Origin of the sequence: Pseudomonas sp. S150, assembly GCF_004526365.1 — a bacterium.
Lineage (GTDB): Bacteria > Pseudomonadota > Gammaproteobacteria > Pseudomonadales > Pseudomonadaceae > Aquipseudomonas > Aquipseudomonas putida_A.
Genome location: NZ_CP038207.1, coordinates 5,504,754 through 5,525,052, shown reverse-complemented (window position 1 = coordinate 5,525,052; position 20,299 = coordinate 5,504,754). Strand labels below are relative to the sequence as shown.

13 protein-coding genes are annotated in these 20,299 nt (G+C 61.8%); 6 read left to right on the top strand and 7 right to left on the bottom strand.

Annotation, left to right across the window (positions count from 1 at the left end):
• Positions 1 to 37 precede the first annotated feature (37 nt).
• Complete coding sequence (locus tag E3Z29_RS25595) at positions 38 to 1,912, bottom strand: bifunctional diguanylate cyclase/phosphodiesterase (RefSeq protein WP_134787249.1); 1,875 nt, start codon at positions 1,910 to 1,912, stop codon at positions 38 to 40.
• Positions 1,909 to 4,173, bottom strand: coding sequence for an EAL domain-containing protein (locus tag E3Z29_RS25590; protein WP_134787248.1), 2,265 nt, complete (start codon positions 4,171 to 4,173; stop codon positions 1,909 to 1,911). The genes E3Z29_RS25595 and E3Z29_RS25590 overlap by 4 nt, the downstream gene beginning before the upstream one ends.
• Positions 4,174 to 4,414: 241 nt before the next feature.
• Here E3Z29_RS25590 and E3Z29_RS25585 point away from each other — a divergent pair, with 241 nt between their 5' ends.
• From E3Z29_RS25585 to E3Z29_RS25570, 4 genes are all read left to right on the top strand, one after another.
• On the top strand, positions 4,415 to 5,776 hold the full coding sequence (locus tag E3Z29_RS25585) for an HD domain-containing phosphohydrolase (RefSeq protein WP_134787247.1): 1,362 nt from the start codon (positions 4,415 to 4,417) through the stop codon (positions 5,774 to 5,776).
• A gap of 67 nt (positions 5,777 to 5,843) precedes the next feature.
• Positions 5,844 to 6,278: an NUDIX domain-containing protein gene (locus E3Z29_RS25580; protein ID WP_134787246.1), complete on the top strand. Its 435-nt coding sequence runs from the start codon at positions 5,844 to 5,846 to the stop codon at positions 6,276 to 6,278.
• Positions 6,279 to 6,301: 23 nt separating this feature from the next.
• Positions 6,302 to 6,940 carry a LysE family translocator gene (locus E3Z29_RS25575; RefSeq protein ID WP_134787245.1) on the top strand — a complete coding sequence of 213 codons (639 nt, stop codon included), beginning with the start codon at positions 6,302 to 6,304 and terminating at the stop codon, positions 6,938 to 6,940.
• A 2-nt stretch (positions 6,941 to 6,942) separates the two neighbouring features.
• Positions 6,943 to 7,440 (top strand): GNAT family N-acetyltransferase, encoded by a 498-nt coding sequence (locus E3Z29_RS25570; protein WP_096795595.1) that lies wholly within the window; start codon positions 6,943 to 6,945, stop codon positions 7,438 to 7,440.
• A 217-nt stretch (positions 7,441 to 7,657) separates the two neighbouring features.
• Here the strand turns inward: E3Z29_RS25570 and metR are convergent, their stop codons facing one another.
• Together metR and E3Z29_RS25560 are read right to left on the bottom strand one after the other, a co-directional pair.
• Positions 7,658 to 8,575, bottom strand: coding sequence for a transcriptional regulator MetR (metR, locus tag E3Z29_RS25565; protein ID WP_007968856.1), 918 nt, complete (start codon positions 8,573 to 8,575; stop codon positions 7,658 to 7,660).
• Positions 8,576 to 8,695: 120 nt separating this feature from the next.
• Positions 8,696 to 13,861 (bottom strand): dermonecrotic toxin domain-containing protein, encoded by a 5,166-nt coding sequence (locus E3Z29_RS25560; RefSeq protein ID WP_134787244.1) that lies wholly within the window; start codon positions 13,859 to 13,861, stop codon positions 8,696 to 8,698.
• 258 nt (positions 13,862 to 14,119) lie between these two features.
• On the opposite strand from E3Z29_RS25560, the gene E3Z29_RS25555 reads away from it, so the two are divergent.
• The gene (locus E3Z29_RS25555) at positions 14,120 to 15,154 is read left to right on the top strand and encodes an alpha/beta fold hydrolase (RefSeq protein WP_097086066.1); all 1,035 of its coding nucleotides are present in this window, start codon (positions 14,120 to 14,122) and stop codon (positions 15,152 to 15,154) included.
• A gap of 178 nt (positions 15,155 to 15,332) precedes the next feature.
• Positions 15,333 to 15,998, top strand: a complete 666-nt coding sequence (locus E3Z29_RS25550; RefSeq protein WP_134787243.1) for a DsbA family oxidoreductase — start codon at positions 15,333 to 15,335, stop codon at positions 15,996 to 15,998.
• 10 nt (positions 15,999 to 16,008) lie between these two features.
• Here E3Z29_RS25550 and E3Z29_RS25545 read toward each other — a convergent pair whose 3' ends face one another.
• The 3 genes from E3Z29_RS25545 to E3Z29_RS25535 are packed head-to-tail and all read right to left on the bottom strand — an operon-like array spanning position 16,009 to position 20,286.
• Positions 16,009 to 17,400 carry a sigma-54 dependent transcriptional regulator gene (locus E3Z29_RS25545; protein WP_098965400.1) on the bottom strand — a complete coding sequence of 464 codons (1,392 nt, stop codon included), beginning with the start codon at positions 17,398 to 17,400 and terminating at the stop codon, positions 16,009 to 16,011.
• Complete coding sequence (locus E3Z29_RS25540; RefSeq protein WP_134787242.1) at positions 17,390 to 19,162, bottom strand: ATP-binding protein; 1,773 nt, start codon at positions 19,160 to 19,162, stop codon at positions 17,390 to 17,392. Before E3Z29_RS25540 ends, E3Z29_RS25545 begins: the two co-directional genes overlap by 11 nt.
• Positions 19,159 to 20,286: a GNAT family N-acetyltransferase gene (locus E3Z29_RS25535; protein WP_134787241.1), complete on the bottom strand. Its 1,128-nt coding sequence runs from the start codon at positions 20,284 to 20,286 to the stop codon at positions 19,159 to 19,161. Before E3Z29_RS25535 ends, E3Z29_RS25540 begins: the two co-directional genes overlap by 4 nt.
• Positions 20,287 to 20,299 lie beyond the last annotated feature (13 nt).

Here is a 20,299-nt window from a genome sequence, read left to right as displayed (position 1 = left end):
CAATCGTCTCCTTGACTCAAGGCCGGTATCGAGGCGTTCATCGCGCCGTCCACGGTGGCGGGGCTGCGCTGGCCAGCCAGTGCGCAAAGTCGTCAGCCGGCAATGCCTTGCTGAAAAAGTAGCCCTGACCTTCTTCGCAGTCGTGGGCCTTGAGGAACGCCAGTTGCTCGGCGGTTTCGATGCCTTCGGCGATGACGTTGAGCCCCAGACTCCTGCCCAGGCTGATGATGGCGCTGACCAGTGCGGCATCATTGCTGTCATTGCACAGGCCGCGAATGAACGACTGGTCGATCTTCAGCACATCAATCGGAAACCGGCGCAGGTAACTCAGGCTGGAATAGCCGGTGCCGAAGTCATCGATGGCCAGGCGGGTGCCCAGCGCCTTCAAACGATTGAGCGCTACCATCGTTGTTTCGACGTTCTGCATCAGCACACCTTCGGTGATCTCGATCTCCAGCCAGTCAGGGGCCAGGCCTGTCTGCTCAAGCACGCGTTCGACGCCCGCAACGAAGTCACGCTGGCGAAAATCGATGGGTGACATGTTCACCGACATGCGGATCGGCGGCAGACCGGCTGTTTGCCAGGCACGGGTCTGGCGACAGGCTTCGCCCAGTACCCATTTGCTCAAGGGCACGATCAGTCCACTGTCTTCGGCCACCGGAATGAACTCCGCCGGGTAGATCCAGCCGTGTCCCGGTTTCTGCCAGCGTATCAGCGCTTCGGCGCCGACCACGGTGCCGCTGCGCAGGTCGATTTTCGGCTGATAGTGCAGGACAAACTCGTGCTCGTGCAGAGCGCGGCGAATGCCCGACTCGATGCTGTGCTGCTCGCGGGCGTGCTGGTTCATGGCTTCGATGAAGAAGCCAACGCTGTCAGGGCCGTGTTCCTTGACGTTGCGCATCGCCGTCTCGGCTTTCTTGATCAGCTCGGTGGCTTCGAGGCCGTCATCGGGGTAGACGCTGATGCCGACGCTGGCGGTGACGCTGACGTCATGCCCGGCTATCGTCTGCGGCAGGCGAATGGCGGCCAGCAGTTTTTCCGCGACGCCGTGGGTTTGCTGGGGATGGTTGATGTCGCCGAGGATCACCACGAACTCGTCCGAGCCATAGCGAAACACCGAGTCGGAATCACGCACGCATGACAGCAGTTGGCGGGCGGTGCGTTTGAGCATTTCATCGCCCGCTGGATGGCCCAACGCGTTGTTGATGCGCTTGAAGCGATCCAGACCGAGAAACATCACCACCAGTTGCTTGTCATGGCGCCGGCAGACAGCCATGGCCTGGCTCAGGCGATCACCCAGCAGGGTGCTGTTGGGCAGCTCCGTGAGGCTGTCGTATTGCAACAGATGCGAGACCTTGAGCAATTCGTGAACCCGCGCCTCGATGGTCTGCTCAAGGCTGAGCATCTTCAGCGCCGCGTCCTGCGCCAGTTGCCATTTCCAGGTCAGGGCGTTGGCCATCTGACGGATTTCCAGACTGTCGAACGGCTTTTTCAGTATCAGCAACTGGTCGCCGAATTCCAGCCGTTCGGCCATCGCTTCCCAGCTGTAGTCGCTGTACGCGGTGCACAGGGCAACCTGCAGATTTGGATCGACACGCCATAGCTGCTCGATGGTTTCCAGGCCATCCCAGCCCGGTGGCATGCGCATGTCGATGAACGCCAGAGCATACGGGTTGCCGCTGGCCAGCGCGTGTTTGACCAGGGCCAGGGCTTCCTGGCCCTGATAGGCGGAATCGAGCTGGAAGGTCAGGTGCGGCGATTGGCGGGTACCGAACAGCGTCTGTTCCAACTGATGCAAGTCGACGTCGTCCTGCGCCTGCGGGGCCAGAATCTTGCGAAAGTCTTCATGAATCGCTGGCGTGTCATCGATGATCAGGATGCGCCGGTTGGTCTGGGGGAAGGCCGTTTTCATGCCTCATCCTCCTTGGGGGAGGGCGCCGCGCGGGGCACGTCCCGGAGCAGCCGGCCCGCCTGTTCGGCGCTGACCGCTTCGCTGAAATACAACCCCTGTGCGCTGGGCAGCGGTGCTTCGGCACGGGGTACATCGGGTCGATTCAGGGGTGTCTGGGCTTCGGCGATGATGCCGATGTCCAGATCCCGGGCGAAATTGACGATCGCTCGCAGGGCGTTGGCTCCGGCCACATCCTGGGACGCGCTGGCGATAAAGCTCTGGGCCAGTTTGAGGTGATTGACCCGGTAGGTTTTCAGGTAATCGAACGAGGAATATTCGGTGCCGAAATCATCGATGGCAATCGCCACGCCCAGCTCACGCAGGCGCGGCAATGCATCGTTGTGGGTCCACTTGGTCTGGGCCAGCGTGGCTTCGGTGACATCGAATCGCAGGTCCCAGGGGGCGAGCTCCCAGCGTGCGGTGGTGCGCAGAACGTCGTAGATTAGTTCGGGGCCACTTTTGAGCTGTGCCAGGGAAATCTTGATCGCCATCACCGGCGGGGCGACCCCGTCATTTCGCCACAGGTGCATCTGGTGGCAGGCGTGATTCAGTACCCAGCGTCCGAGCGGAATGATCGCGCCGGTTTTCTCCGCTATCGGTACGAAGGCGGAGGCAGGCAGCAGGCCGAGGCGCGGATGTTGCCAGAGGATTTGCGCCTCCATGCCCAGAATCCTGCCGCTGTGCAGGTCAATCTCCGGTGCGTAATGCAGCAACAGTTGATTGCCCTGAAGGGCGCTGGTCAATTCGTCGACGAGGGTCATGCGTTCGGCCACTTCCCGCGAGATGTCCTCGGAGTGGAAGTGATACTGATTGCGCCCCATTTCCTTGGCGCGGTACAGCGCCATGTCGGCCTGGCCCAGCAGGCTGTCGGCGTCGAGACTGAGCTCGCTGTAACTGCTGATGCCGATGCTCACCGAAATGTGCAACGCATTGCCGGCCAGGTTGTAGGGCGCCAGCAGCGTGTCGCGGATATTGGCCGCCATGGCGGCTGATTGGGTCGGATCGCTGACGTCCAGTTGCAGGATCGCGAATTCATCGCCGCCCAGGCGCGCCACCACGTCGCTTTCGCGCACGCCTGATTTGATGCGGCGGGCGACTTCCTGCAGCAGCAGATCGCCCACCGGGTGGCCCAAGGTGTCGTTGATCCGTTTGAAGTGGTCAAGATCCAGATAAAACACCGCAAACGGCGCGGCCCCCCGACGAGCGGCGGCGAAGGCCTGATGCAGGCGTTCGATCAGCGTGGCGCGATTGGCCAGGCCTGTGAGGCCGTCGGAGCGCGCCAGCAACGCCAGTTTTTCCTCGGCCACGCGGCGCTCGGTGATGTCGAGGATGATGCCTTCGACTTCCAGCAGACGGCCGTCATCATCGCGTACCGGGATGTAGCGGTTTTCCACCCAGCGCCAGGTGCCCTGGCCGGTTCTCAGGCGAAATTCGATCGACGCGCCTGACGCATGCCGATCCAGCACCCGGGCCATGGCGGCATCGACGCTGGCCTGATCGTCCGGATGAATCAGTTCCTGCGCCCAGTTGGGCGAGCGCAGCAGGTCGGCGGCGACATGGCCGTAGCGGGTGATGTTGTGGGAGATGTACATCAGGGCAAATGACGGATCGCCGCGCAGCCGGTACAGGATGGTCGGGCTGTTCTGCACAATCATGTTGGCGTCGGACAGCTCGCGGGTGCGCTCCTGAACCGCCTGTTCCAGCTGGTTCATTTTCAGCTCGGCGTCTTCGGTCATCTGCCATTTGACCGTGAGCGCGCTGGCCATCTGCCGGATCTCGATCGCGTCGAACGGCTTTTTCAGAATCAGCAAGCGGTCATTCAGTGCCAGACGCTGGTCGATGTCTTCCCAGGAATAGTCGGAATACGCCGTGCACAGCGCGACTTGCAGCTTGGGGTCGACTTGCCACAACCGTTCGATGGTCTCCAGGCCATCCCAGCCTGGCGGCATGCGCATGTCGATGAACGCCATGGCGTAGGGGCGGTTTTCAGCCAGCGCGGCTTCGAGTTTTTCCAGCGCTTCGCGGCCCTGAAAGGCCGAGTCCAGCTCGAAATGCTGGGACGGTGTCGCGGACGGGGTGCCAAACAACAGATTCTCGGTTTCGCCCAGGCCGTCATCAGCGGGGACGAGCGGGCAGAGAATCTTGGCGAAATCGCCATGGATCGACGGGCTGTCGTCGACGATGAGCACTCGGCGATTGATCTGCGCTGTTGGCTGGTTCATGCCGCGCCGCCCATGAGGCCGCTGGCGGGTGTCATCCGGGGCATCCTTTTCCCTCGCAACTTGTCGGTTCGACCGATGGAGTATTGCGCCGTGTTCAGCATAGTCGTCCCGGCGCGACGCCGTGGCCTGTGAGCGAAGATTTGCGTGAATGCAGTCAAAAATCATCTAGCCTTGGACTCAGGCGCGGGCCAGTGAGGCGGTCGGTCGATGTGTCTTTAACCCTGTTTCTTGAGGCCAAGCCATGGAAGAGCAATCCGCCCCTTTGCCGATACATCGACCCAAGGTGTTGCTGGTCGATGACGAGGAATCGATCCTCAACAGCCTGCGTCGTCTGCTGCGGGGACAACCCTATGACGTCCTGTTGGCGACCAGCGGTGCCCAGGCGCTGGAGATGCTGGAGCAGCAGCCCGTGGACCTGGTGATGAGCGATGCGCGCATGCCGAACATGGATGGCGCCTCGTTACTGGCGCATGTCCGCCAACGCTATCCGGCGACCGTGCGCATCATGCTCACCGGTTATGCCGACCCGTCGGCAATCATCAAGGCGATCAACGACGGGCAGATTCACCGCTACATCAGCAAACCGTGGAATGACGAGGAGTTGCTGCTGATCCTGCGCCAAGCCCTCGAACATCAGCATTCCGAGCAGGAGCGCCTACGTCTGGAGCGCTTGACCCAGGTGCAGAACGACCAGCTCAAGCTGCTCAACAGCACCCTGGAAAAGCACGTCGCGGCGCGCACTGCCGAACTGCAGCAGACCGCCGACATGCTTGACCTGGCCTACGAAGAACTCAAACACAGCTATGTCACCGGCACCGAAGTGTTCTCGCTGCTGGCCAATCTGCGTCTGCCACCTGCGAAGCAGACCAATCGGCAGATCATCGAACTGGTGCGCAGCTACTGCAAACAGCACGGTCTGGACGAGGCCTCAAGCCGCGATCTGACCATGGCCGCCGCGCTGTATAACATCGGCAAACTGAGCTGGACCGACGGCATGATGACCACGCCTTCGGACTTGCTGCGCCATACCGATCGCGAGCGTTATCGCAGCTATCCGAAGCAGAGCGAATCGCTGTTGATGACGCTTGACCCGATGAAGGACGCGGCGCGCCTGATCCTGCATCACCAGGAGCGCTGGGACGGCAGCGGTTTTCCTGACCGGCTCAAGGGCGAGGCGATTCCGTTGGGGGCGCGGTTGCTGAAACTGGCAGTGGATTTCGTCGAGTTGCAACGCGGCCTGATCCTCGAACGGCATTTGAACAGCGACGAAGCCCTGCTCTACCTGCGCCAGTACGCAGGGCGTTTGTATGATCCCGAGCTGGTCGAAGATTTCATTCAGGTGTGCGCGGCATTTCTGGGCGACGTCACCCTCGCCGACCCGTCGGTCAAGGTGCTGACCACCCGGGACCTGGCGGCGGGGATGATTCTGGCGCGTAATCTCAATGCCGATAACGGCATGCTGCTGCTCAACGCCGGCAAGGTGCTCAGCGCGCTGCTGGTGGAAAAGCTGATTGCCTTCGAAGCCATGGAGGGCGGCAAATACAAGATTTTCGTCAAGCTGCCCGACGAGGATGAAACCGCGCTCAAGGCTCAGGGGGAGTGACCTGTGAGGTGACTGAATCAGGCCGGGCATGGGATCCTTGCGGTTTTTCCAGGCCGGTGGCTGACCCATGACCTCTGCATCCGTTGTCGCTCCAAACCTCATCCGTATCGCCGCTGCGCTGTTGCTCAACGCCGAAGGCCAGACTCTGCTGGTGCGCAAGCGCGGCACCACGGCGTTCATGCAACCGGGCGGCAAGATCGAAGCGCATGAGTTGCCGGTGCACGCACTGGCCCGCGAGCTGGAAGAAGAGCTGGGCCTGGAAATCGACCCGGCTCAGGCCTGCTTCCTTGGCCAGTTCTCGGCGCCGGCCGCCAACGAGCCGGGATTCGTCGTGCAAGCGGAGATTTTTCAGCTGACCATCGACGCCGATGTGACGCCCGCTGCCGAAATCGAGGAAGTGATCTGGATCGATCCGGCCACTGACGCGGGTCTGGTTCTGGCGCCATTGACACGCGACCTGATCCTGCCGTTTTATCGCAGCTCACTGACGGCGCTCGCCTGATCATTCACGCAAAGGACATTGCCATGATCCCGCTTCAAGACCTGCTGATCTTCGCCGCCGCCGCGCTGTTGATGGTACTGACGCCGGGGCCGAACATGATCTACCTGATCTCGCGTTCGATCTGTCAGGGACGCAAGGCCGGAGTCACCTCGTTGCTCGGTGTGGTCGCGGGATTTTTCGTGCATATGTTTGCCGCGGCCGCCGGTTTGACCGCGGTGTTTCTGGCGGTGCCGCTGGCTTATGAAGTGCTGAAGTGGGCCGGTGCGCTGTATCTGCTGTGGCTGGCCTGGCAAGCGGTCAAACCCGGTGCGCGCTCGCCGTTCGAAGCCCAGCAACTGCCGGCGGATTCGTCGCGCAAACTGATCACCATGGGCTTTCTTACCAGCGCCCTGAACCCGAAAATCGCCGTGTTTTACCTCTCGGTGTTTCCGCAATTCATCAGCCCCGAACACGGTTCTGTGTTCACCCAGAGCATCATTCTTGGCCTGACCCAGATCAGCGTCAGTTTCAGCGTCAATCTGCTGATCGCGCTGTTCGCGGCGGGCATCGCGTCGTGGTTCGTGCGCAATCCGACATGGCTGGCGCTGCAGCGTTACTTCATGGGATTTGTACTCGCCGGTCTGGCGGTGCGTCTGATGCTTGAACAACGCAGGACGGCCTGAACATGTGGATCGAACGCCTCGACGCCAGTCATGCCCTGGCTTATCGCGAGCTGATGCTCGAAGCCTACGACCGCCATCCGCAGGCCTTCACCTCCAGCGTGCGCGAGCGCGCGGTGATGCCGCTGAGCTGGTGGGAAGCGCGGCTGACCAGCAAGCTCGACGTGGTGCTCGGTGCGTTCGAGGAAGGCACACTGGCCGGCATCGTCGGCCTGGCATTCGAGCCGCGAGAAAAGGCCCGCCATAAGTCGACCCTGTTCGGCATGTACGTCTCAGCCGATTTTCGCCAGCACGGCCTGGGCCATGCATTGGTGCAGGCCGCCATCGCCGAAGCACACACCCATCCTGCACTGAAACTGATCCAACTGACCGTCACCGCCGGCAACGACGCCGCGTTCTCCCTGTACCAACGCTGCGGCTTCATCCAGTTCGGACTTGAGCCGCTGGCGGTGCGGGTCGGCGAAGACTACTTCGACAAGATTCACATGTGGCGACAACTCTGATCGTCCCCCTAAGTGAGAGGTTTTTGTGGCGAGGGGATTTATCCCCGATGGGCGGCGAAGCAGCCCCAAATCCTACAAACGCGGGCTATCTGAAACACCGAGTGCACAGGTCTCAGGGCTGCTGCGCAGCCCATCGGGGATAAATCCCCTCACCACAATGAATCTTTTTGTCTCGCAAATGTTCTCGGTTTACCGTCAGTCATGAGGCACCTTGGTGTCAGCGAACCGCGCTGACCCCATCCAGCGTCGAGAATGATGTGTCCTTGGCGGTCAGCAGGAAATCGCGCATGTAAGGCGCATCGAGCATGTCCGCACGAATCGCCGCGTACAGCGTGGCAAACAGACCTTTCTCACCCAGGCGCTTGGCCTTTACGTAGCCGCGTGAGCTGTATTCGTGCAGCGCCCAGTGCGGCATGCCGCAGACGCCACGGCCGCTGGCGACCAGTTGCATCATCATCACCGACAGCTCCGAGGTGCGCACTTGCGCCGGTTCGATGTCGGCCGGTTCGAGGAAGCGGGTGAAGATGTCCAGCCGATCGCGTTCTACCGGGTAGGTGATCAGGGTTTCAGTCAGCAGGTCTTCGGGGACGATGTACGGTTTGCTCGCCAGCGGGTGCTGGTTGGCCACCGCGAGCATCGCTTCGTAGGTGAACAGCGGCACGTAAGTGATGCCGGCGATGTCCAGCGGATCGGAGGTCACCACCAGATCCAGATCGCCGCGGGCCAGCGCCGGCAGCGGGGCGAAGGCGAAGCCCGAGGCGAGGTCGAGTTCGACTTCCGGCCAGGCGTCGCGGAATTGGTCGATGGTCGGCATCAGCCACTGGAAACAGCTGTGGCATTCGATCGCCATGTGCAAACGCCCGGCGGTACCCCCGGCCAGACGACTGATGTCGCGTTCGGCAGCGCGCAGCAGCGGCAGAGTCGCGTCAGCCAGTTGCAGCAGGCGCAGGCCGGCGCTGGTGAAACGCACCGGTTTGGTCTTGCGCACGAACAACGGCATGCCCAGGCGTTCCTCCAGTTCCTTGAACTGGTGCGACAGCGCCGATTGGGTCAGGTGCAGACGGTCGGCGGCATCGACCAGGCTGTCGGCCTCGCGCAGGGCGTGCAGGGTTTTCAGATGACGGATTTCAAGCACTGCTGGCCCCATGAAGAAAATTTGTGATCATGACGAAAGCGGTGAGTTTGTCTCATGTTGACGGCGCTGTCGACCGCTCAAACAGCAGCGGGGCACAGTCCGTGCCCCGCTGGTTTTGCTCTAGAGATCAGCGAAATGCCGAATGCCCAGCGGTTTGCCGATATCGCCACGCCAGATCGCTTCGACCTGCACACCGCCGGCGGCCTGGGCCTGCTGCCATTGCATGCCGAGATTGCGTTGCTCCGGCAATTTCAGGTGGGCTTTGACGAAGTCGGCGAACGGCACCTTGTCCGAGGTGTAGTGAAAGTGGGCGAACCACAGCGTGCGCGGTGGGGTGCTGGTGAGGTCGCGCACTTGGTATTCCTGAAGGAAATCCTTGCGTCCGTCAGCGCGCTTGCCCAGTGCCCGCAATGAACCTTCGCGGCGGATATCCACCACTTGCTGTTGCAGCAAATAGTCCAGATAGCCTTCGGTGGGTGTCTTGCTGCGCAGTGACTGATCAATGCGCAGGGTACGACCGGTACGTCGCAGCTCACCGGCCTTGGCGCGCAATTGCACCACCAGTGGTTCGGTCGGCGATAACCGTTCGATGGCCTGGGCGCGGATGCTCAGCTCGGTCGCTTCGCTGCTGAACATGTGTTCCAGATCCACCGGCAACATGTCCTGACGGGTGTAGCCCTGCACCTTGGCGCTGTAGGCCGCAACCGCCTCCAGACGTTTTCGCGCTTCCGCGAGCAATGGTTGAACATCGGTTGGCAGCGGTGTTGTGGCAGGTGCGGGGCGGGCTTGCAGATGATATTTGCCGCTGGAGCGCGGCAGCCAGGTTTCGCGGAAACCGTCGATGCCTTCGACGGTAAAGCGTTTTTCCCGGGTGCCGGGGTCAATGCTTTCGGTACCGATCAGCAACTGGTTGTCCTCGGTTTCGAACAGTTGCCTGCCGCCCGGCTCTCGCGGTTTGATCGGCGGGCGCTGTTTGATCGAGTGCCGTGCGTGTGCTTCGACCTTGGTCAGCCCATCGAGGAATGGCCCGACCTGTTCCAGATCCAGATGCTGCGCATAACCCAGCGTCCAGGCGTTGAGCTGACGACGGAAACCGGCATAGATCTGCAGGCAATCCTCGATCACCTGTTTGCGCTCGACCAGGCTGGCGCTGACTTCTGGCAGGTGATGCTGGGTCAGCAGTGCGCGCCCGACCTTGACCCGTGCGTCTTTGAGCTGGGTATGAAAATACACCCAGGACAGGTCGCTGACCGCATCGTAGCGAGTAATGATTTCCAGCAGATGTGCAGTTCTCAGGTAGTGGTGCGTGTTGTCGCCCAGGTTGCGGTTGAGCGCGGTCATGTCTTTCGCCATCTGGGTTTTCTGCGCGCGATTGCTGATGCGGTTGTTCCACAGGTTGGCCTGCTCGGTGATTGCGTGCAGTTGATCGAACTCCTTGAGGAAGTCCTTGCGTACCTGCTTGCGCCGGGCCATGAGTTTTATATGGGCCGCTGTATTGCCGAAAGGGGTGGCATCGGATTCGGCGACCAGTGCGTCGATCCGGTTCAGGTGTTCCAGCAAGCGGTCGCGGGCAACAGTGACGCGCTGCACGGCGCGGTCGGCCACGATCCAGGCACAGCGGCTGCGGATGTCTTCGATCTGCAGACGCTTGCGGCCATGGCTCAAGGGCAACAGTTCGGCAAGGTTGTCGTATTGGGCGATCGCGAGGTCGATGTCATTCAGGCATGCTGCGTCGACTGCTGTGTGTAGTGGCTTGCGCTGGGCAACGTCGAGTTTCTGGTAGTTCTCCAGCAACTGGTTGGAAGCGCGTGTCTGGGTATCAAGGCGCCGGGTATAGGCGTCGGCGGTGTTGGTCAGGGTCAATTGCCTGCGCAGTTGCCGATCGGTCCACCAGCGCGGTAACCACTGGCGAATTGGCGCGGGCCAGAGCGGGTCCATGCCGTCGGCCAGATGTCCAAGCACGGCGCCGCCGCCAGCACCGCCGCCGTCCATAACGGTGCCGTACACCGCGTAATGGGTGTTCCACTGGCCGTATTCGTCGAGGGCGATCGGTTGTTTGTAGCTGCGCAGCCGTGAGCCGTAAAGCCTCCAGCCACGTGGCGCGTCGCTGAGCTGAACCCGATAGATGCGGCCCTGACGAATGATGAAGTCACCATCGGCGTGGCGGTAGACGTTGCGATAGACACCGTGGGTGGCCGGGTGCAGGCCGGCGAGGGAGATGTCGAATTCGTACTCGTATCCCGTGAAGCGCTCGATCGACTGCCTGGCATATTGCCAGGATGTTGGTATCGCGGCGGATCTGCCCAATGCCGCGCGTTGCCGCTGGCGGCTGGCCAGACGAGCGGCTGCGGGTGCCGAAACGGTTCCGGGAAGCACATCCATTGCCGCGTCGATCAGCGACAGCAGCACCGCTTCCACCTCCGCCAGACCATGTCCGAGCTCGCCGCGCAAGAACGCCGCGACCGCCAGATTGGCACTGTTCCAGGCGTCATACAGGGCCACGGCCGCGCCCACGAACGGCAACATGCCGATAGCCATTTTCAGATAGTTGAACAACGCCCCGGACTTCAGTGCACAGCGTTCGAGATACAACGCATCGTTGGAACGTGAACTGCTGCGATGGGCCTCCAGCAACCGGCCCATGTGCACGTTCAGTAAATGAATGGCCAGTGATGTGGTCGCCGGCCAGGCCATCCCGACGCCGATCAGCGCATCGAAATTGCGCAGCTGTGCCTGGTTGATCCGGCTGACATGGCTGGCAAACTCGCCGCTTACCGCGCGTCCCGCCAAGTAGCTGACCATTTTGCTGTCCACACAACGCTTGAACAGATCCACCCGCGCCTGTTCCAGCGTTTCGTATTGACGGAGGAAGATCGCGTCGGGGCTGTCGGGCAGGTACAGCAGCGTCAGGCCACTGGTTTGCTCGACAATCAATGTGACACCCGCGAGCGTGCTCGGTCCTTGATGCACGGTGTCCTCTCCACCGACGGTCAGGTGCACCGGCAGCAGCGCGATGCGTTGTCCATTCACGGCATACGCCTGAGGTGTATTCGCCTCGATGGCGACTTTCAGCACGGCATGGCCGGCATTGTCGATGTGCCGTTGCAGCAGCGCGAACTCACCTTGCAACCTGAGCATCAGCCGCCACGGTTCGCTCAGGCATTCACGGCGCCAGGCCTGCTGAAACGCCGGTTCTCCCGGCGCGCCGAAAAATGCCTGGCGAATCAGTTCTTCGTAACGTCCGGGCAGATCCAGCTCCGTTACCAGTTTGCGCAAATAGACCGGGGTGATCCCGGCTTCGAGGCGCTGTCGATCAGTGGCGATCTCGGCGCTGATCCTGACCTGCATGAAGGACAGGCGCCACTGCACCTCCTGATCGATGTTTTCCTGTGCCAGTTGTTCAAGGGTGAGGTCGCCGCGCTTGTCGCTCGCGGTCAGGACAATGCGTTGCGGTGTGCCAGGCGCGGCGCCTTCCATCACGGTTTTTTGCCAGAAGGTCGAGTCGGGCAGGTCGAGGCTCACGCTCACGCTTTGTTTGAGCGCGAAGTCTGCGCGCAAGCGGGCGTCGATGCGTTGTTCGGCGAAGGCCTGACGCGGCGGTAATTCCCGTTCGAGCAACGCATGAGCGCGTTGCATGGCGCCGAGGTACTGGCTGATCAGCGTTTTGATCCGTGCTCGTGGCGCGTCGTCCAGCTTTTCAAACCATGCAGGCAGGTGGCCGGCCAGCGCCGCGCTGCGGTCTTGCGCCTGACGTTCGGTAAATGCCCGTTCACGGGCTTGCGCGACCGCTACGGTCAGGCGTGGCAGATATTGTTCGCGCAGCTTTTCCATCTCGGCCCGGCGCTCGTCGGCACGGCCGGGCAGCGGGTTGTCACGCAGGATCTGCGCGGCCTGCTGTTCGCATTGATAGAGCTGTCGATCAAGGGACCAGGCCAGAGGGTCCCCCGTGAGCGGCGTCAGGTGCAGGGTCAGCCCGCCGTCGTTCGGCGAATGTTTGAACAGGTCCTGTGCCAGCGCTGTACGTGAAGTAAAACGTTGCAGCCCGCCGAACTCGCCCGGCCAGTAAAGCAGCAGGCTGTCGCTCGAGTCAGGCTCCAGTGCGGCGGTCGTCGCTATGATCAGTACGCCATGCAGCTCCTCGACGGCGGTCATGTTCTGATCTGCCGCCGCCATCGATAGGCGGGCGATAACCCCGTCCGCTGTCGGCAGATGGCGCGCCGGTGCGTCCAGCATCGCGATGATTCGCCGATGCTCCTCGACGGTCAGATGATCCAGCGCCCTTTGCAGTTCGACCTCGGCGCGCAGCCCTGCGATACGGGCCTGAAGCAGGGCGTGGTGATGGACATTCGTGGCATGACGCAGCTCGAGCATTTTCAGCGGATCGCGACTCTCAAGCAGTGCTGAAGCGGCAGCGTGGCTGGCTTGCCGGGCTTCACTCAGTGCGTCGAAATGCTGCGCCAGTTGTTGGCGTTGCGGGTTGTTCAGCTCTGCTGCAGCGGCTTCGCCGAGCAAGCGCTCGAGGGCCCGCTGCTCAACATCAAGCGCCCGACTGCGCTGGTTGAAGGGAATGTCCGGACTCAGCAGACCGAACAGCGCGACGTCATCGGAGGCAGGCAACGCGTCGATCGCAAGTTCGGACGGTGCGCCGATCAGCTCGTGGAAGTCACTCGTCGACGCTGAACCCGTGAACAGCATTTGCAGGTTGAGGCGCAGCGGATCCTGACCGAGCACCGGCTCGACCAGTGTCACCGCCTCCAGCCGTGAGTATTGCCCGCTCTGCCGGCAATGACTGATCAGCCAGTCCTGCAGATCGGCGTGTTGCCGGAACAGCTGCAGTGCCGGGTCGTGCGAGGGCAGATACAGTAAATGTCGCGTCGGGTCGAGACGAATCAGCAGCGCACCGGGCAACGTGACCTGGCTGTCATCGCGGCGTGCGAGTCGTGGCTGGCGGATGGCAACGTCGCTGTGTGTGGTCTGCGGGTCAACGCTTGTCAGCAGCCTCTGCAGGGGCGCGGCCTGCAGCGTCCCTTGTGCATGGGCATTCAGGCAGCTCGCCTCGAAGTGCTGGCGATAGATAAGCAGCGCCTGATCCCGACGCGAAAACGGCGTGCCGGTTGCGCGCTGATCCCAATCGTCGCGCGCGGCTTGCGCCATCAATGCCCGCCACTGCCGATGACAATCGCGCAAACACGCGCTGGACTGCTGGTGGAGGTTCTGATCGAGATTTTTCGGCAACGAATGGGGCAGGCCGAAATCGACCGTGGCGGGGGTGGGGAGGTCGAACATGATGAAAGGATTCCAATGGCTTGAAAGACCGGGCTGAGCCGGATTTCAAGCCATTAGAGGTCAGACGTCGGAGGTGGGTGTGGTACTGGGGTATCGCTTTGCGCTGGTCTGTTTTGCAGAGTGTGTCCGCCTGCTCAACGGCCTGCACAAATGACCGCTCGGCAATCTTCATTAAACTGTCACGCAACTGTGGCAGCGCGCTTGAACAAACTTCATCAGACTCGCGCTCTACTGGGGTTCTGCGTTTCGGTGTTTTTCATGAGCAAGGGATTTTTTTCGCTCGCGGCCGTTTTGGTCGCGTTTTTATTCGGTACGTCAGCGTTCGCGGCGGCGCGTTGCGATGTGAATGTGCCGACCGCGCATGTCGATCTGCAACAAGTGAGCATTGCCTACCAGAGCATCGGCCGTGCCTCGGATCCGGCGCTGTTGCTGGTCATGGGCCTGGGTGGTCAGTTGATCCACTGGCCGGACGAAGTGGTGGTTGCGCTGTGTCAGCAAGGCTTTCGGGTGATCCGGTACGACAACCGTGATGTCGGCCTGTCGACCTGGCGGCAGGCCCCGGTCGAGGCCAACCTGACCTTTGAAGTGCTGCGCTACAAGCTCGGCTTGCCGGTGTCGGCGCCCTATTCGCTGACGGACATGGCCGACGATGCGCTGGGCTTGATGGACGCGTTGCACATCGACCAGTTTCACGTATTGGGCGCGAGCATGGGCGGGATGATCGCCCAGCATCTGGCGGCGATGGCACCGCAGCGGGTAGAGAGTCTGACGCTGATCATGACCAGTTCCGGCGCCGAAGGTTTGCCGGCGCCCAGTGCGGCGCTGGTGCAACTGCTGGCGCGGCGTGGCGCACCGAATCGCGAAGTGGCGCTGGAGCAGCAGGCCGATCTGCTGGCGGCGCTCGGTAGCCCGGCGGTCACCGATGACCGGCAAGCATTGTTGCATCAGGCGGCGGTAGCCTACGACCGGGCGTTCAACCCTGAGGGCGTGAAGCGCCAGATCATGGCGATACTTGCCGAGCCGAGCCGGGTGGCCTTGCTCAATCAACTGCGGGTGCCGACCCTGGTGGTGCACGGCACGGCCGATCCGCTGTTGCCGGTGATGCACGGCGTGCACCTGGCGGCGCACATCCGTGGCAGTCAGTTGAAGCTGATTCCGGGGCTGGCTCATCGCTTTCAGGAGGCGTTCAAGGCGCCGTTGCTGGCGGCGGTTTTGCCGTATTTGCAAGAGCACCGTGAAGACACCTCGCATTGGGCGCAGATTGAGCCGGTGGCAAGCGGCAACCTGCTGTAGCTGAGGTTTTGGCGGTGTTGATTCGGGCCTCTTCGCGAGCAAGCCCGCTCCCACAAGGGGAACCGTATTCCGAATGTGGGAGCGGGCTTGCTCGCGAAGGGGCCATCACTGTCATCGCAAGAGCAGGCAGGTGTATCGTGCAAACTTTCCCGCACGATTTCCGCCCGCGAGGTGTGTGATGAGTTCCGCTTTGAAAATCGATTTTGTCAGCGACGTTTCCTGCCCGTGGTGTGTCGTCGGCCTGAATGGCCTGCTGCAGGCGCTGGAGATTCTGCGCGATGAAGTGCAGGCCGAGATTCATTTCCAGCCGTTCGAACTGAACCCGAAGATGGGCCCGGACGGGCAGAACATCACCGAACACATCAGCGAAAAATACGGCTCGACTCCGGAGCAGTCACAGAAGAACCGCGAGGCGATTCGTGCCCGTGGCGCCGAGGTCGGATTTGCCTTTCGCACCGATGGCAACAGCCGCATCTACAACACCTTTGATGCTCATCGTCTGTTGCATTGGGCCGGGCTTGAGGGGGGGCAGTTGCCGTTGAAGCAGGCGCTGTTCAAAGCCTATTTCACTGATGGCGGTAATCCGTCCGATCACGCGCAACTGGCGCAGATTGCCGAAAGTGTGGGTCTGGATCGGCAGCGTGCCGAGGCGATTCTGGCTTCTGACGAGTTTGCCGATGACGTGCGTGCAGAAGAGCAGCTGTGGCTGCAACGCGGCGTAAGTTCGGTACCGACCGTGGTGTTCAACGGTCAGTACGCGGTCACGGGCGGGCAACCGGTGGACACCTTTGTCGGGGCGATTCGGCAGATCATCAGTGAAGCCCGCGGCGGCACCGTCAACTGACCTTGCGGGGTCAGCGCACGATCTTGTCGACGTGAATCCCGAGCTTCTTCAGGCGATACCAGAAGCTGCGCTCGGAGATCCCGATCAACTGCGCGGCGGCAGCCTGCACGCCATTGCTCTGTTGCAGGGCCGCCAGAATGTAGGCCTTCTCGACTTCGGCGAGTGCTGCGTCCAGATCCGCCGGGACACCGTTGATTTCGCTCAGCGGGCCGCTGCTGTCCGAGGCCTGTGCGGCGAACAGGTAAGCCGGCAGATCGTGCTCCTCGATGATGTTGGCGGAGGCGACGATGGTCGCGCGCTCCACGCAGTTCTGCAGTTCGCGGATGTTGCCCGGCCATGAATAGCGGGTCATGGCCTGCAAGGCCTGCGCGCTGAAGCCGCTGATGCGTTTGCCGGCAGCGGCCCCCAGCGTGTGGGCGAAGTGGCGGGCCAGCGGCGCGATGTCCTCGACCCGTTCGCGCAATGCCGGCAGCGGAATGGGAAAGACATTGAGGCGGTAGTAGAGATCCTCGCGAAACTCCTTATTCGCCACCGCTTGCAGCAGGTCTTTGTTGGTGGCGGCGATCACCCGCACATCGACCTTGCGCTCCTTGGTATCGCCCACCGGCTCGATCACCCGCTCCTGCAGGGCACGGAGGATCTTGGCCTGCAGTGCCAGCGGCATTTCGCCGATTTCATCGAGAAACAACGTGCCCTTGTCGGCCTGCTGAAAGCGCCCGATGCGATCGGCCACGGCGCCGGTGAACGCGCCTTTGCGGTGACCGAACATTTCGCTTTCCAGCAGCCCTTCAGGGATGGCCGCGCAGTTCACCGCCACGAACGGTTTGTCGGCGCGGTTGCCATGCTTGTGGATGGCCCGGGCGACCATTTCCTTGCCGGTGCCGCTTTCGCCGCTGAGCAGCACGGTGGCGGCGCTTTCGCGTACCGAGTCCACCGCTTGCAGCACGCTGCGAAAACTCGGGCTGTCACCGATCAGGCTGTCGATCTGCTGATGCTCGTCGAGCTCGGCGCGCATGCGCTGGTTGTCTTTGAGGATGTCGCGAAACTGCAGGGCCTTGCTGACGGTGATGTCCAGCTCGTCGATGTCGAACGGCTTGGCGATGTAGTCGAACGCGCCGTTGCGCATCGATTCCACGGCGTTTTTCACCGTGCTGTAGGCGGTCATGACGATCACCGGCAACTGCGGATAGCGGGTCTTCACCTCAGCCAGCAACTGCGGGCCGTCCATGCCGGGCATGCGCCAGTCGCTGATCAGCAGATCGATGTCTTCACTTTCCAGCACTTTGAGTGCGTGCAGGCCATTGCCGGCGGTGAACACGCTGATGCCGTTCTGCCCGAGGGCCGAGGCCAGCAGGTCGCAGAGTTTCGGTTCGTCGTCCACTACCAGAATGTTATGCGTCATCGTCGCTCTCGTCGAAGTCTTCGCCATTGGCCGGAATGTACAGGCTGAAGGTGGCGCCGGCATCTTTTTCGCTGACGCATTCTACGCGCCCGTTATGACTTTCCATGACCGAAAACACCTTGGCCAGGCCCAGCCCGGTGCCCGAGGCCTTGGTGGTGACGAACGGGGTGAAGATGCGTTCGAGCATGTCGGCTTCGATCCCCTGACCAGTGTCCGCGACGCCGATGATGGTGAATTTTCCAGCGTTGGCGATGCTCAGGGTCAGGCGACCGCCGTCGGGCATTGCGTCGATGGCGTTGACGATCAGGTTCAGGCCCACCTGTTTGAGTTGCTTGGCATCGGCGTAGATCGTCGCCCCCGGCGCGTGATCGGCGATGTGCAGATCGATGTTGTGGCTGGCCAGTTCCGGCTCGCAGAATCCGGCCAGTTCGTCGACCAGGGTGCGTGCTGATTGCGTAGCGCGGATCGGCGCGCTGGGTTTGGCGAAGTCGAGAAACTCGGTGATCAGGTCGTTGATACGGCTGACTTCCTTGACCACGTATTCCAGGTGACGCTTGTCGGTTTCCGGCAGATCGGCACGGCGATGCAGCAGTTGCGTGGCGGTTTTGATGATGCCCAGCGGATTGCGGATTTCATGGGCCAGACCCATGGCGACTTCGCCCAGCGCGTGCAGGCGATCACGGCGGCGCAGTTGCGACTCCAGATGCTGCAACTCTTCCAGACGTTCGCTCATGTGGTTGAACGTGCTGCTCAGTTCTGCCAGTTCGTCGCCGCCATTCACGCTCAGGCGCTGATGATAATCGCCGGCGATCACCGCCTGTACGCCACGGGCCAGACCGCGCAATGGTTTGGTCAGGCGTTGCGAGACCAGCCAGCCAACCGCCAGCGACGCTGCCGAGCTGAGCAGGAAAATCAGAATGAACAGGTTGCTCTGATTGACCAGGCCGACCAGGCTGGTGTGGCGCAGCAGACCGCTGAAGATGACGCCTTGCAGTTGGCCGTTTTCATTGAAGATCGGCCGGTAGATGCCGCTGTAGTTATTGGTGAATTGTTCGTAGGGGCCTTTGGTCTCGCGCAGGATCTGCTCGATGTCTTCCGGCACTTGCAGGGGATGATCCTGGAAACGCTGGGTGGAGAAAATCTCCGAGAAATCATCGCCCTTGGCCAGGTACAGGCGCAGGTCCAGCGAATGCACATCGGCAACGCTGGTCAGGAAGCTGTTGTCCAGATAAGTGCCGACGATCATTTTGTAGTCGACGCCGTCCTGAGCGGTTTCGAACGTCGAAATCACCGTGCCGGTGGCCACACCGCCTACCTGCAGGGTTTGCAGTACCGCTTTCGGGGCGGTGCTGATCTGGCTGACGATGTCGTCGGCGGCGGTGCTGTACACCACTTTGTGATCGCTGTTGCGTACCAGGGCCACGACGTCGATGCCCATGGAGTCGGCGACGTCGGCGGTCAGCTTGTTGTGCTTGGCCGATTGACGATCGGTGGGAGGGCGCGTGTAACGCAGAAACAGCTGAGCGGCGCGGGCGTTGTCGCGCAGGATTTCGCTGATTTCGTCCTCGACGATCTTCGACGATTCCTGCAGCCAGATGCGCACGTTGCTGTCGAAGATCTGCGACAGCGTGGTGGCCGCCAGTTCCGCAGCGATCATGGTTGGAATCACGCTGACCAGCCAGAAGGCCAGCACCAGTTTGCGTTGCAGGCTCCAGCCGGAGAGGGCGAAAGGGCGGGGCGTGGCGCGTCGGTCATTGATCATTGGATTTCGCTTATTGCAGCGGCCAGGGCCGGATCGCTGCGATCCGGGCGGACGAATATTTTCACCAGACGCAACAGTTGGTCGAGCAGTGGATTGCGATGGCGGAAGAACACGGTGTTACCGACAAACGAGCAACCCAGACGCAGCTTACTGGCATAGCCGGCCTGCCCGCACACATAGATCGCCAGTTTGTGTTCAATACAGTAGTCGACATTTTCCAGCCAGCTACGAGTGTAAAGGTTGTACTGGCGGGTGCGGGCCAGATCATGGGCGAAAAACTTGTCGACCATCCGTTGCCCGTCGAGCAACAGCAGGTTGAACGCCACCAGTTCATCCTCGACCCAATAGAGCACACAGGCTGCGCGGTCATCGAGGTGATTGAGCACTTCGCGAAAATACGCCGCAGGCAGGCATTCGAAGGCCAGATCACTGCGGGCCAGAGTGGCTTCGTAGAGTTCCATCATGCGCGGCAGCAGGTCGTGCACCGAGCGCCGCCATTCCGTGCGCGGGCCCTGATTGCGCAGGGTGCGACGCAGGTCCTTGCGCGTGGATTTGCCGAGGCTGCCCAGATACGCGTCCACCGAGGCGAAGTTGATCGGCAATTCGGCGCCGGGCAGACCGGGCATGCTTTGCAGGCCGGCCTGGCGGCAGACGTCGAGCCATTGTCGATCGCGATGCGAGGCGTCCTTGACCGCGAGCAGGCCGATCCCGGCCTGCTCGGCATCTTGCCGGGCCAGCTCGAGCAATTGCCTGAGCAGTGCCGGGCGCTGTGTCGAGGCAATGTGCGAAGCGCTGCCGACATGGCATTGCTCCGCCACCGGCGAGCCGAGGGCGTACAGGCGGATATCGAACAGTCCGGGCAGACGCCGGCGCAGCCATTGGCTGACCCGTTTGCCCGCACCTTGCAGGGTGGTGTCCAGCGAATAGGCGGTGGTGAACGCCACGGTGGCCGCAATCAGGCGGCCATCCTCGTGCAGCGTCAGATAGCGCCAGTGAAAGCCGTCGATGCCGGCCCGTTCCACGGCGCGGTAGTAATCCCAGTCCTCCAGCTCATCGACGAAGCAGTCATTCCAGGCGCAGCGGTCGATCGCTTCGATCGTTGAAAAGGCTTGAGCGGTGATCACGTCGGTTCCTTGT